Raw genomic sequence first — 13,448 nt, 5'->3', positions numbered from 1 at the left:
GACTGCGCGCCGCGCCGTACGTTCAGGCGCGCGTGGCGAGGAACTGACGGAATTCGGCGGCATCCATCGGCCGAGCGTACAGGAAGCCTTGCGCGATCTGCACGCCCTGCTCCCGCAGATAGGTCGCCTGCTGTTCCGTCTCGACGCCTTCGGCCACCATCTGCAGCTTGCGTGCGCGGGCGATTTCGGCGATGTGCGGCACCAGCGGCGCATGCGGCGAATCGGCGCCGATGGTACCGACGAAAGCGCGGTCGATCTTGAGCGCGTCGACCGGCAGGTCATGCAGGTAGGACAGACTGGAATAGCCGGTGCCGAAATCGTCGAGCAGCACCTTGTGACCCGCCTCGCGCAGTTGCGCCAGTACGAGGCCGGCCGAACCGGCCTGGATCAGGTTGCGTTCGGTCAGCTCGAGTTCGAGCTGGCTGCGCCGGATACCGTTGCCGTCCAGCACGTCGGACAGCAGTTCGCTCAGACCGCCGCTTTCCAGATCGTGCGATGCCACGTTCAACGACACCGTCAGTTCGGGGCGGCGTTGCAGCAGGTCGCCAATTTCTGCGACGGCTGTACGCAGCACGTGCGCGGTGATTTCGTGTTCGAAGCCCGAATGTTCGGCCAGATGCACCAGATCGTCGGTGCTCATGACCGGCTCGTTCTGATCAGGCCAGCGCACCAGCAGTTCTGCACCGACGCAGCGGCCGTCGGACAGGCGGATCTGCGGGTGGTAGGCCACCCGCAACTCGCCGCGCCGGATGGCCGCGAGCAGCGCCGTGGCCGGCGAAAAGAACTGGCGCGTGAACCGGCGCACCGCCCACACCATCAGCGTGCTCACCAGTATGCCGAACAGCGTGGTCATCACCAGCGGCTCTGTCCATGCCGCGAGCAGTTGGGCGCGCGACTGCGCCGCCACCGCCACGATGGGCAACTGGCCGGACTGGGCGACGGCGTACAGGCGGTCGCCCTCGATTTGCACGCGGCCAGTCACCGCGGTATCGATCATGCTGGGCAGCAGCGGCTCGTCAACCACGGCAAGCGGCAGCCAGTCGGTAATGCTCAGCACGACCAGCCGGGTGTCGGCGATGCTGCGTATCTGAAAATGGCTGGCGTGGATCAGCGCGAGGTGCGAACCGCGCCCGATGGCGACAGACGGTCGTGCGTCGTCGAGCGGATGCGTCAGCCGGAACCATATCTGGCGTCCCTTGCCATCCGTCCAGTCGGCAGCGGGCAGCGAGCGGATGCCGTTTTCCTCGCCCGGACCCATGCTGCTGCACTGAATGCGGCCGTCACGGGTGTAGGCGATCTCGCGCACGAACGGCGTGCAATAGGCGATCTGCCGCATGCGCTCGATGTGGGCTGGCGAGCACGGGGTGTCCGGAACCGTGTCGAGGCCATGCAGCTCGGACTGCGCCTCGTCGAACACCTGCTCGGCGCGGAGCAAGGCCTGCTGCGCCAGCGCATCGAGGTGCAGCGTTTCGACCCTGAGCGTATAGCTCCAGGAAAAATAGAGCGCTGCAGCGAGCGGCAGCAGCCCGGCAAAAAGGGCAGCGACCGTCAGCAGCGTGATGAATGCGCGGCGTCGCATCAGGGCGTTGTTCGATCAGCAGTCGCTCGGGCGACTTTGTTGTCTGTGTGCACAATGCCGAAGTGTAAAGCGCATCGTGTCGATTCACCTGCGTGGCTGCGTGAAATTCACGAAGCGTCGTGACGGGCGAACTGACGTCCAGCGCTGCTGCCGCGTGTTACATCAACCTCAACATCAACTCGACGCGCGCCTGCACCGGCGTGAGCGCGCCCGCGCCAGGCAACATAGCGCCAGGTGCGTCGATGACACTGCCGCGTGCGGTTCGGCTGGTGCGCAGCACGGCGACGCCGCCTGCCTGCGCACGCAGCAGTGCCGCCTCGAGTGGTGCGCCGAGGGTGCCGTTGCCGGTGCCCGCCGCGACGATGCCACGCGCACCGAGCGCGCACAGCGCATCGACCAGAACGCCGTCGGCACCAGCATGGTTCAGCACGATATCGACGCGCGGCCAGTCTTCGCACAGCACACGCGTCAGACCCAGCGCATCACCTCGCGGCCAGTCGCGCAGGCGGCGCAGCACGCCCTCTTCGATGTAGGCGAGCGGTCCGGCATCGCCGGAATCGAAGGCGTCGATTCGGTAAGGATGCGCCTTGCGCACCTCGCAGCCTGCGTGAACGCTGCCTGCCATGCAGACCAGTACGCCGCTCGCTTGCGGCGAGCAAGCAAGGCGCACGGCATCGAGCAGGTTCTGTGGTCCATCGGCGGCCAGCGCGCCGGCCGGGCGCATCGCGGCGGTCAGCACGACCGGCTTGGCCGGCGCCAGCACGCGGTGCAGGAAGAAGGCGGTTTCTTCCAGCGTATCCGTGCCGTGGGTGATGACAATGCCTGAGACGTCATCGCGCGCAAGGTGATGCGCAATCCGCTGCGCCAGCGCACGCCAGATGGCGAAAGTCATGTCCTTGCTGTCGGTCTGGGCGACCTGCTCGGCATCGATCGCAAACGCCGCCAGCGGCGGCACGGCCGCGATCAGATCCGCCACGCCGATCGTGCCGGCAATATAGCCGGTGCTGTCGGCTGCGCTGCGCGCCTGGCCGGCGATGGTGCCGCCGGTGCCGAGGATGACGATGCGTTTCATCGGTTCGCTGCCTGTCGGATGCTGTCGGCGCATTCTGGTGGAGCCGCGCGCCAGGGCGCAAGGGCGATGCACGTGCCGGGCTGGCACGGGCCCTTATAATTGCGCATGACCGAATCCACAGCTTCCGAATCCACGCCCCCCGACCTCGCACCGCCGGCGGTGACTGAAACCGCTTTCGACACCTTGCCGCTGGCGCCCGAGACGCTCGCCAACCTCAACACGCTCGGCTACCTCGCGATGACGCCGGTGCAGGCGGCGACACTGCCGCTGGCGCTGGCCGGGCGCGACCTGATCGCGCAGGCGAAGACCGGCAGTGGCAAGACGGCGGCGTTTGCGTTGCCCTTGCTGGCCAAACTCAATCCGCGCTGGTTTTCCCCACAGGCGCTGGTGCTGTGCCCGACGCGCGAACTGGCCGATCAGGTGGCGAAGGAAATCCGCCGTCTGGCGCGCGCCACCGACAACATCAAGGTGGTGACGCTGTGCGGCGGAGCGAAGATGGGGCCGCAGATCGGCAGTCTGGAGCACGGTGCGCACGTGGCGGTCGGCACGCCGGGCCGCATCATGGATCACCTGGAACGCGGCACGCTGGATATGCGCGGCCTGAACATGCTGGTGCTCGACGAAGCCGACCGCATGCTCGACATGGGCTTCTTCGACGATATCGTGTGGATCGCGCAACAGTGCCCGGCCGCGCGCCAGACCCTGCTGTTCTCGGCCACGTTCCCGCCCGGCATCGAAAAGCTGGCGTCGCAGTTCCTGCGCGAGCCCGAACGGGTGCAGGTCGCCACGCAGCATGCGGCCGGCAAGATCCGCCAGCGCTTCTACGAAATCGACAACACCGAGCGGCTCGACGCCGTGGCGCAGCTGCTGCGCCACTTCCGGCCGGTCAGCACGCTGGCGTTCTGCAATACCAAGGCACGCTGCCGCGAACTGGCGGACCGGCTGAGCGCACAGGGTTTCGAAGCGCTGGCACTGTATGGCGACATGGAACAGCGCGAGCGCGACCAGGTGCTGGTGCGTTTCGCGCACCGCAGCGCATCGGTGCTGGTGGCCACTGACGTGGCCGCGCGCGGGCTGGACATCGACAAGCTCGAAGCGGTGATCAACGTCGACGTGACACCCGACCCGGAGGTGCACGTGCATCGCATCGGACGCACCGGGCGCGGTGACGCCGAGGGCTGGGCACTCAGCCTGGTCAGCCGAAACGAGATGGGCCGGGCGCTGCGCATCGAAAAGGCGCAGGGCGTGGCGCTCGAATGGCAGCCGGTGGCGGAACTGGAACCGGCCGGTCATGCACCGCTGGTGCCGCCGATGGCCACCTTGCAGATTCTCGGCGGGCGCAAGGAAAAGATGCGGCCGGGCGACGTGCTGGGCGCGCTGACCGGCGAAGCCGGCTTCACCCGCGAGCAGGTGGGCCGGATCGACGTGACCGACTACCTGACCTATGTCGCGGTGGAACGCAACATTGCCGACGAGGTGGTGCGCCGGCTCGACGGCGGGCGGGTGAAGGGGCGCGACGTGAAGGTGAAGCGGCTCGGCAGCGACTGATCAGGGCGACGGCGGCCCGCCGCGCGCGCCGGGCGACGCCTCCAGCCGGTCCAGCGCGTCGATGGCAAGACGGCGGCCGTACTCGATCAGCGGCGACGCCAGATGAAATTCATGAAACCGGCAGGTGTTCTTCGGCACGCTGATCACCACATCGGGCCAGAACACCGCCAGGTTGCGACGCGTCAGGGCGGCCTGCATGGTTTCCAGCGAACGCATCAGCACATCCGACATGGCCAGCCCTGATTCGGCGACCTTCACCGCGCCATTGCCGATGCCACCGGGCAGGTAGCTGCGCAGCCGCGCCAGCGGGCCGGGATCCGCGTCGGCGTGCAGAGGCGGCGGCATGACGGCTTCGCCATTCAGATCGACGATCACCGTCAGATCGGTCAGCGTGCGCAGGGTCGGCCCCACCGGCACCGGATTGAGCAGGCCGCCGTCGACCAGCAGGCGGCCGCGGTAGGCGTGTGGCGTGAACACTGATGGCACGGCCATCGACGCACGGATGGCTTCGAACAGCGAGCCATCCGACAGCCACACCTCGCGCCCGCGTTCGATGTCGACGGCGACCGCCGTGTAGTCGAGCGGCAGGTCTTCGATATTGCATTCGCCGACCAGCTCGCGCAGGCGCTGGATGAGCACCTCGCCGCGGATCAGGCCGCCGCCGGACAACGTGAGGTCGAGCAGTCGGAGCATGTCTGACTGACCCAGCGCGGTCACCCACTTTTCGTAGGCGCCAAGTCCGCCCAGCGCATGGATGCCACCGACCAGCGCGCCCATCGACGAGCCCGAAATGGCGCGGATGTCGTAGCCGCGCGATTCCAGCTCGCGGATGACACCGATGTGTGCCAGCCCGCGCGCGCCGCCGGAACCGAGCACCAGCGATACGGTAGGTCGCTTGCTCATCGGATTCAGGCGGGCCCGCCGCACAGGTCGAGCTGGGTCAGGTGCAGCCGTAGATCGAATTCGTACTGGTGATACTGCGGTTCCATATGTGTACACAACTGGTAGAACGCCTTGTCGTGCTCGCGCGACTTCAGGTGGGCCAGTTCGTGCACGACAATCATTTTCAGGAATTCCGGTGGCGCGTCGCGGAACAATGTGGCGACCCGTATTTCGTGCTTGGCCTTCAGCTTGCCACCCTGCACGCGCGACACCGTGGTGTGCGTGCCGAGCGCCCGGGCGACCAGACCGAGGCTGCTGTCGTACATCACCTTGTTGATCGGTGCCCCGTTGCGCAAGTGGCGCTGCTTCAATGCGAGCACGTAATCGTACAGTGCGCCGTCGCTGCGCACCGCGTGCGAGTCGGGGTAGCGTGCCTTCAGTGTTTCGGCAAGGCGGCCCTGCTCGATCAGCGCACGCACCTGATCCTGGATGTGCGCCGGATAGCCGGCCAGATACTTCAGCGTGTCCATTCAGTCCGGTCGGATCCGGCCCGCTCTCCGACCGCTGCGCTCAGTCGCGGAAAGCCTCGACCGGAATTTCGATGTAGACGATGTCGCTGATGCCCGGCACGTATTTGGTCATGCCGAAGTCGGAGCGCTTGATCGTGGTCGAAATGTCGGCGCCGCACAGTGGCTTCTTGTTGATCGGATGCGTGCCGCACGCAAAGCCCTTGACGTCCAGCGTGACCGGCCTGGTCACCCCGAGCAGCGTCAGGTCGCCTTCGGCACCCACCAGCTTGTCGCCATCGAACATGAGCTTCGTGGATTTGAAGGTCATGACCGGAAACTGCTCGGAATTGAAGAAGTCCTCGCCGCGCATGTGCTTGTCCCACGCTTCGAGCCCCATGTCGATCGAGGCGGTATCGATCTTCACCTCGATGCTGCCGCTGTTCTGCGACGGCACCAGCATGATCTTGCCGCTGGTGCTGTTGAAGCGGCCGCGCTGGGTCGAAAACCCGAGGTGGTTGATTTCGAAGGTCGGAAAGGTGTGACGCGAATCGATGGTGTAGCTGTCGGCCGCCATCGCACCGGTAGTCAGCGAAGCGCCCATCAGAAGGCCGAACAGAGCGGGAGTGAATTTCATGTGGTTTCCAGAATTGTGTTGAAGGGAGGACGGCGGCTTACTTGCCTGCAACGGCCAGCTTGAAACGGATCTCCACCTCGTCGGCAACGACCGAGGTATCGCCCCAGGCGCCGGTGCCGACACCGAATTCAAGGCGCTTGATCGGGAAGCTGCCTTCCAGCAGCGCACCGGTGCCGTCAGGCTTCAGCGTGAAGGGCGCAGCGACCTCGCGCGTCTTGCCCTTGATGCTCATCTGGCCGCGCACCTCGTAACGGTTGTTGCCGAGCGGCTTGACCGAACTGGACACGAAGCGCGCCGTCGGGTGCTCCTTCACGTTGAACCAGTTCTTGCCCTTGACCTCGTCGTTCGCTTCCGGCCCGCCGGCATCGATCGACGCCAGTTCGATGTCGAGCGTGGCGCTACCGGCTTCCGGCTTCGCAAGGTCGAAGTCCAGCGTGGCCGAAAAGCGGGTGAACCGGCCGTCGACCGATACGCCCATCTGCTGCGACACGAAAGCCAGCGAACTCTTTTCCGGCAACACTCGCGAATAGCTGCCTGCCGCCTGCACCGCGGACGACAGTAACGCAAGCCCCGCGCCCAGCGTCAGCACGCGGCGCGCAAGCGGCGAAATTCCCTGCTTCATCGACTGCTCCAGACTGTGAAAGACACCGGTGTGATGTCACCGGAGCCAAAAAATTCCGCCGTGAGGCGAGACCGCCGCGCGGCCAGGAGCTCAGCCGGCACGCGCGGCGAGCTGTTTTTCCAGCTCGGACACCCGCGCTTCGAGCCCCTCGAGCTGTGCCCGGGTGCGGGCGAGCACATCCTTCTGCACATCGAATTCCTCGCGCGTCACCAGGTCAAGGCGCGAAAACATGGCACTTGCCATCGCCTTGGCGTTTTTCTCCAGATCCCTGGCCGGGCTGGCGGCGAGCAGTTCGGAAAAGCGCGACGACAGTTCTTCGAGCATCTTCGGATTCAGCATAGGTTTCTCTCCAGGCTATGGTCGGTACAACGCACTACATCCGGTCTTCGCCGACCGCGAAGCCCCGCATTGTGCCGTCGCGCAGCCGAACGCGCGATCCCGGCGTGACGGAATTCACGACAAATGATTGCCCGGGTGGCAGGCGAGGCACCGATTGTGCACAAAGCAGCACCATGCGCCCGGGAATGCACCGTATTGGTGCAGAGCGATAATGCAGTGCGTGCATTTGGGGCGGGGGATCCCTTCGGACCGCCCTGGATAGTCGCCGTACTGCATCAAACCATTGAAAAACAAGGCGTAAGAACGTCTGGCACGGTCCATGCAAGACAAGCCGAGCAGTTTCCCTATTTCAAGGAGTGAACCCAATGCAAAAGACTTTGATCGCCGCTGCCCTCGCCAGCGCACTGGCCGTGCCGGCCTTCACCGCTCAGGCCGAAGAACCCGCCAGCCCGCATACCTTCACCGGCAACGTTGGTCTGTTCAGTCAGTACGTGTTCCGCGGCATCAGCCAGACCAACGAAGACCCGGCATTGCAGGGCGGTTTCGACTACTCGCACGAGAGCGGCTTCTACGTCGGCACCTGGGCGTCGAACATTTCGTGGCTCAAGGACGCTCCGGCAGGCGTTGACCCGGCGTACTCCAGCTCCAGCGTGGAAATCGACGTCTATGGCGGCTATCGCGGCGCCTTCGGCGAAAGCGGCATCGGCTACGACGTCGGCCTGCTGCAGTACATCTACCCGGGCGACCGCAACCCCGGCATCACCAAGGCCGACACGCTGGAAGCCTACGCCGCTGTCAGCTGGAGTTTCCTGAGCGCCAAATACTCGTACAGCCTGGGCGACACCTTCGGCGTGAACAACTCGTCGGGCACCTGGTACCTGGACCTGTCCGCAAACTACCCGATCACCGAAGCACTGACACTGAATCTGCACTACGGCATCCAGGACTTCAGCGGTTCCAACGCGGGCGTGAAGAACGATGACATCGCTTCGTACGAAGACTGGAAGATCGGCCTGTCGTACGCCCTTCCGCAAGGTTTCACGGTCGGCGCCTTCTACACCGATACCAGCATGAACAGTACGGAACAGGCCTTCTACACGAACCTCAAGGGCAAGTATCTGGGTGACGACCAGTATGTAGTGTTCCTGACCAAGACGTTCTGATCCAAACAACGCTTCACGGTATCTGCCAGGGGAATGTCATGAAACTAGTCACAGCCATCATCAAGCCGTTCAAGCTTGACGAAGTACGCGAGGCCCTCTCGGCCATCGGCGTGCAGGGCATCACCGTTACCGAGGTGAAGGGATTCGGCCGCCAGAAAGGTCACACCGAGCTGTATCGGGGTGCCGAGTATGTCGTCGATTTCCTGCCCAAGGTGAAGATCGAGGCTGCAGTCAGCGACGAGCTGGTCGACAGCGTGGTCGAAGCCATAGAAAAGTCTGCCAGTACCGGCAAGATCGGTGACGGCAAGATTTTCGTTTTCGATCTGGAACAGGTCGTCCGCATCCGCACCGGTGAAACCGGCGTCGATGCGCTTTAAGGGAGAACACAAGATGAAACGTTTCCTGGGCATCCTGTGCGCGACCCTGGCTATCGGCCTGGCTGCGCCTGTCATGGCTGAAGATCCCCCGGCAGCTCCGGCTGTCGTTACCGAAGAAGCAGCTGCCGCTCCGGCTGACGCGACAATGGAAGCACCGATGGCGGCGGAAGCTGCACCGGCTGACGCAGCAGCCGAGGCAGCCCCCGCTGAAGAAGTGAAGGCAGAGGTGCACAAGGGCGACATCGCCTGGATGCTGGTTGCCACCATCATCGTGCTGTTCATGGCCCTGCCCGGCCTGGCACTGTTCTACGGCGGCATGGTGCGCGCCAAGAACATGCTGTCGGTGCTGATGCAGGTCATGGTCGTGTTCTCGCTGATCGGCATCCTGTGGATCGTCTACGGCTACAGCCTGGCCTTCACCGAAGCGACGCCATTCATCGGCTCGCTGGACAAGATGTTCCTCAGCGGTGTGACGGTTGATTCCCTGTCCGACACGTTCAGTGCCGACGTGAAGATTCCGGAATACCTGTTCGTCGTGTTCCAGCTGACGTTCGCCGGCATCACCGCCGCGCTGATCGTCGGATCGTTCGCCGAGCGGGTGAAGTTCTCCGCGGTACTGCTGTTCAGCGTGCTGTGGTTCACCTTCTCGTACATCCCCATCGCTCACATGGTGTGGGGCGCCGGCGGTTACCTGCTGGGTCACGGTGCGCTGGACTTCGCGGGCGGCACGGTGGTGCACATCAATGCCGGCGTGGCCGGTCTGGTGGGTGCCTACATGGTCGGCAAGCGCATCGGCTACGGCAAGGAATCGATGGCGCCGCATTCGCTGGTGCTGACGATGGTCGGCGCGTCGATGCTGTGGGTGGGCTGGTTCGGTTTCAACGCCGGCTCCAACCTCGAAGCGAACGCCGGTACGGTGCTCGCCGCACTCAACACCATGGTTGCCGCTGCTGCAGGCATCGTGGCGTGGGTGGCTGCGGAGGCCGTGTTCAAGGGCAAGCCGTCGATGCTGGGTGCTGCGTCGGGTTCGATCGCCGGTCTGGTGGCCATCACTCCGGCCTGCGGTACCGTCGGTCCGATCGGCGCACTGGTCATCGGCCTGCTGGCAGGCGTGATCTGCCTGTGGGGCGTCAATGGTCTCAAGCACATGCTCGGCGCGGATGATTCGCTCGACGTGTTCGGCGTCCATGGTGTCGGCGGCATCGTCGGTGCAATCCTGACCGGCGTTTTCACGGCCCCGTCGCTGGGCGGAACCGGTGCGGACGATTTCTCGATCGGCTCGCAGGTCACCGTCCAGGTGATGAGCGTCGTGATCACGATCATCTGGTCGGCCGTCGTGTCCTTCATCGCCTTCAAGCTGGTCGATATCTTCATCGGCCTGCGTGTGCCGGAAGACGAAGAACGCGAAGGCCTGGACGTGACTGCGCATGGCGAAACCGCCTACCGGATCTGAGCTGCACACCCACTCTCTCCTCTGCAAAGTTCGGGCACCTTCGGGTGCCCGTTTTTTTTTCACCCCTTTGCAGACCGCTGGTGCGATGAAGCGGGCAGTGCACCTGACCGGGCCGCAACATGTCCTGTCCATCGTTCGCCTGTCCGATGCGTTGAAGGCGTTTGCATGTCCAACATCCGTCCGCCGGGTTAGCATCGCGGCGGATGGACCGCGCGGCGCCGTCCGGCGTCGACGTTCAAGGATGAGGATGCTCGTGAACACTTTTGCCGCCCACCTGCTGGCGGGACTGATTGCCCTGACGACAAGCGGTCTGGCTGCGGCCGGCGCCGCTGCTGCCACCGACACCCCCTCAGTGGAGGCCGATGCCTTCCCGGCCGAGGAGCGAGACCGCCTCCGCCAGCGCGCCAGCGATCTGAAGGTTCAGGCAAGCGAACTGCGGCGCAAGGCCGATGCCGATCGGGCCGCCGCAGACGCGCTCTGCTGGCAGCGCACGCTGGTGTCGTCCTGCATCGAAGAAGCGGACGAAACCCTGCGTCTGCGCGTCACCGAAGTGCGCAAACTGGAGTTGGAAGCGCGCGACATCGAACGTGACTTGCGCACGCGATCCGCTCAGGCGCGACGCGCGGAGAAGCAGCGGACAGCCGATGAACGCCGGCTCAAGTCGATCGAAATGAGCGTGAAGACGCGTGAAACCGAGCAGGCGCAGACGCAACAGCGCGAGCAGGAAGCCCGGGAGCGCGCACAGAAGGATGCCGAGACCGAAGCGCGCGCACGGCTGAAAGCGCAGGAAAGCGCCCGGAAAGAGGCCGAACGGGCCGCCGGGCGGCAACGCGAAGACGCCCGCGCCGCCGAGCGCGCGGCGGACCAGCAGCGCCACGCCGACAAGATCGACGAACGGGTGCGCCGGAAGGAAGCACAACGCGTGCAGCGCGAAGCCGAAGCAGCCGCCAAGGCCAGCTCTCAGCCGCAGCCACCGCACTAGAGATCAGCGCGGCGGCGGCGTACGACCGGTGGCGGCATGATGCGTACCAGCGGCGGCATGGTGATGCAACGCCGCGTGATCCGGCTCATGCGGCAGACGATGGCCCACCCACTGCGGCAGCAGCGAGCCGACGATCATTCCGGTGGCACTGACGACAAGACCGATCAGTTGTGCCGGCACCGCACTGGCCTCGCCGACCAATATCTCGACCAGCAACCATGACCCCAGACCGCCGATGATCGCGGCCAGCGCGCCCTGGGTTGTCGCGCGCTTCCAGAACGCCCCGAAGAACAGCGGCACGAAGGCGCCCGCCAACGTCACCTTGTAGGCGTTCTCGACCATTTCGAAAATGCCCGCTTCGGAATTCAGCGCCACCACCAGCACGATGCCGGCGAAGCCGACGATGGCGCCGCGCATGACAAACAGCAGCTGTCGATCGCCCATGCGCGGATAGAAGCCCTTGACGATGTTTTCGGCAAAGGTGACCGAGGGCGCCAGAAGTGTGGCTGACGAGCAGCTCATGATGGCCGACAGCACCGCACCAAAAAAGAGGATCTGCGCGATCAGCGGTGTGTGCTGCATGACCAGCGTCGGCAGCACGCGCTGCGAATCCTCCTCGATCAGCGCGTTGAAGGTAGCGGGGTCGATCAGTGTCGCCGAGTAGGCGATGAACATCGGCACGAAGCAGAAGCAGAAGTAGATCGATGCACCGAGCACCGAGCCGCTGATTGCGACCTTTGCGCTCTTCGCCGACGTGATGCGCTGGAACACGTCCTGCTGTGGAACGGAACCCAGCATCATGGTCAGCCAGGCACCGAGGAAGGTGATCCACAGCCACGGGTCGGCCGGCGGAAAGAAGTCGAGCTTGCCGGCCGCCGACGCGTGGTCGATCACTGGCGCTACACCCCCGGTCAGGCCGCTGATGACGTAGGCGATGTAGAGCAGACCGCCCATCGACACCGCCATCTGCACGAAATCCAGGATGGCCACCGAGAACATGCCGCCGAATGTGGTGTAGGTCAGCACGATGAGGGCACCGAGCACCATGCCGGTTTCCTGACTGACCGCGCCGTCGGTCACCATGAAGAAGATGAGGCCCATGGCCTTGATCTGGGCCGCCACCCAGCCCAGATACGACACCACGATGCACAGCGACGTGATGACTTCGACCGTGCGGTTGTAACGCAGGCGATAGTAATCGCCGACGGTCATGATGTTCAGCTTGTACAGCTTGGTCGAATAGAAGATGCCGGCGATGATCAGGCACATCGAAGCACCGAACGGATCGGCGACCACGCCGCCAAGGCCTTCAGTGACGAACTGTGCCGACACGCCGAATACCGCCTCGGCGCCGAACCAGGTGGCGAACACCGTGGCGGTCACCACCGGCAGCGGAAGGCTGCGGCCGGCCACGGCGAAATCCCTGGCGTTATGGACCCGTGTCGCGGCATACAGACCGATGCCGACCGACACCATCAGATAGAGCACTACGAACCAGATCAGCATGCATGCCCCGGAGCAACATTTCAGGGCGCGGCACAGCACCGCGCAGGCTCAATGATAACGGCGCGTAAGCCTTGCGGGCACTGGATCTGCGGGGTTTTCGTTCAGGCGTCAAGGCGCCGCGGCGGCAACATGGGCAGACCGGCGAGGGCGGTCATTTCCAGCACCACCAGACCATCGACGCGCAGACCCGACAGATGCATGCGCAGATGGGTCACCAGCGCACTGCGTACGGATTCATCCACGCCGAACAGGCGATCGGGTACCGACAGCGTGACGCGCGGCTGGGCCGCCTCGATGTGCCAGCCCAGTGCGCCGGCCAGCACGCCCGAGCAGGCGTCGATGACGATGTTGCCGACCTCTGCGAGTGCGTCCTGTTCCAGTTCGCCCGGTTCGGCAATGTCACCCGGCAGACCGAGCATGCGCCTCACCAGCGCCAGGCCGCCGAGCTGCGGCAGCACCAGCATGGCTTCGGCGCTGCAGCCCTCGGTGGTGCGCATGCGCTGAGCCACGCCGCACAGGCAACTGTCGAGGCTGGCCAGACACAGATCGAGACGGGTGCGGTCGGCGATCTCGACATGCGAAACCGACATGCCTACCTGCTCGGACACGATCTGCGTGAGGGTGGACGCGGCGCCATGCACCGAGCGGCTCATCGAGCCGGCCAGTTCGCCGAATGCCTTCATGTGTGGAGGAATCATGTTCCTCCCCCCGCTCTGCCCCATACAAATCCTGTCGCCGCTACCGTGGTCGTTCTCATCGTTGGCATCTCCCGGTATGAACAG

The 13,448-nt window shown here is 64.7% G+C and carries 14 protein-coding genes; 5 read left to right on the top strand and 9 right to left on the bottom strand.

Annotated elements, in window-relative coordinates; translation table 11 throughout:
- Positions 1–22: 22 nt before the first annotated feature.
- Complete coding sequence (locus Q8R75_RS01820) at positions 23–1,579, bottom strand: EAL domain-containing protein (RefSeq protein ID WP_305612320.1); 1,557 nt, start codon at positions 1,577–1,579, stop codon at positions 23–25.
- Between the two features lie 157 nt (positions 1,580–1,736).
- The gene (locus Q8R75_RS01815) at positions 1,737–2,651 is read right to left on the bottom strand and encodes an asparaginase (protein WP_305612318.1); all 915 of its coding nucleotides are present in this window, start codon (positions 2,649–2,651) and stop codon (positions 1,737–1,739) included.
- A 105-nt stretch (positions 2,652–2,756) separates the two neighbouring features.
- On the opposite strand from Q8R75_RS01815, the gene dbpA reads away from it, so the two are divergent.
- Complete coding sequence (gene dbpA / locus Q8R75_RS01810) at positions 2,757–4,199, top strand: ATP-dependent RNA helicase DbpA (protein ID WP_305626782.1); 1,443 nt, start codon at positions 2,757–2,759, stop codon at positions 4,197–4,199.
- Here dbpA and Q8R75_RS01805 read toward each other — a convergent pair whose 3' ends face one another.
- The 5 genes from Q8R75_RS01805 to Q8R75_RS01785 form a co-directional block, all read right to left on the bottom strand.
- Positions 4,200–5,102 carry a patatin-like phospholipase family protein gene (locus Q8R75_RS01805; RefSeq protein WP_305626781.1) on the bottom strand — a complete coding sequence of 301 codons (903 nt, stop codon included), beginning with the start codon at positions 5,100–5,102 and terminating at the stop codon, positions 4,200–4,202. It abuts the gene before it with no gap.
- Positions 5,103–5,107: 5 nt separating this feature from the next.
- Complete coding sequence (locus Q8R75_RS01800) at positions 5,108–5,611, bottom strand: M48 family metallopeptidase (RefSeq protein ID WP_305626779.1); 504 nt, start codon at positions 5,609–5,611, stop codon at positions 5,108–5,110.
- Between the two features lie 40 nt (positions 5,612–5,651).
- Positions 5,652–6,224, bottom strand: coding sequence for a YceI family protein (locus tag Q8R75_RS01795; protein ID WP_305626777.1), 573 nt, complete (start codon positions 6,222–6,224; stop codon positions 5,652–5,654).
- 37 nt (positions 6,225–6,261) lie between these two features.
- Positions 6,262–6,846, bottom strand: a complete 585-nt coding sequence (locus tag Q8R75_RS01790) for a YceI family protein (RefSeq protein WP_305626775.1) — start codon at positions 6,844–6,846, stop codon at positions 6,262–6,264.
- A 90-nt stretch (positions 6,847–6,936) separates the two neighbouring features.
- On the bottom strand, positions 6,937–7,185 hold the full coding sequence (locus tag Q8R75_RS01785) for an accessory factor UbiK family protein (RefSeq protein WP_257079007.1): 249 nt from the start codon (positions 7,183–7,185) through the stop codon (positions 6,937–6,939).
- Between the two features lie 365 nt (positions 7,186–7,550).
- Here Q8R75_RS01785 and Q8R75_RS01780 point away from each other — a divergent pair, with 365 nt between their 5' ends.
- From Q8R75_RS01780 to Q8R75_RS01765, 4 genes are read left to right on the top strand one after another with little or no spacing between them, the layout of a single operon-like run.
- The gene (locus tag Q8R75_RS01780; protein WP_305626773.1) at positions 7,551–8,348 is read left to right on the top strand and encodes a TorF family putative porin; all 798 of its coding nucleotides are present in this window, start codon (positions 7,551–7,553) and stop codon (positions 8,346–8,348) included.
- A 38-nt stretch (positions 8,349–8,386) separates the two neighbouring features.
- Positions 8,387–8,725 (top strand): P-II family nitrogen regulator, encoded by a 339-nt coding sequence (gene glnK / locus Q8R75_RS01775; protein WP_069038722.1) that lies wholly within the window; start codon positions 8,387–8,389, stop codon positions 8,723–8,725.
- 13 nt (positions 8,726–8,738) lie between these two features.
- On the top strand, positions 8,739–10,178 hold the full coding sequence (gene amt, locus Q8R75_RS01770) for an ammonium transporter (protein WP_305626771.1): 1,440 nt from the start codon (positions 8,739–8,741) through the stop codon (positions 10,176–10,178).
- The gene (locus tag Q8R75_RS01765; RefSeq protein ID WP_305614320.1) at positions 10,153–11,160 is read left to right on the top strand and encodes a hypothetical protein; all 1,008 of its coding nucleotides are present in this window, start codon (positions 10,153–10,155) and stop codon (positions 11,158–11,160) included. The genes amt and Q8R75_RS01765 overlap by 26 nt, the downstream gene beginning before the upstream one ends.
- Positions 11,161–11,163: 3 nt before the next feature.
- On the opposite strand, the gene Q8R75_RS01760 is transcribed toward Q8R75_RS01765, so the two are convergent.
- A complete protein-coding gene (locus tag Q8R75_RS01760) occupies positions 11,164–12,666 on the bottom strand; it encodes a sodium:solute symporter family protein (RefSeq protein ID WP_305626770.1) in 1,503 nt (500 codons plus the stop codon).
- A 101-nt stretch (positions 12,667–12,767) separates the two neighbouring features.
- Positions 12,768–13,364, bottom strand: coding sequence for a hypothetical protein (locus tag Q8R75_RS01755; protein ID WP_305614311.1), 597 nt, complete (start codon positions 13,362–13,364; stop codon positions 12,768–12,770).
- Positions 13,365–13,448 lie beyond the last annotated feature (84 nt).

Origin of the sequence: Methyloversatilis sp. (assembly GCF_030696805.1) — a bacterium.
Lineage (GTDB): Bacteria > Pseudomonadota > Gammaproteobacteria > Burkholderiales > Rhodocyclaceae > Methyloversatilis.
Note: the sequence above shows the minus strand (reverse complement) of the source record. Positions and strands in the feature narration are given on the sequence as shown.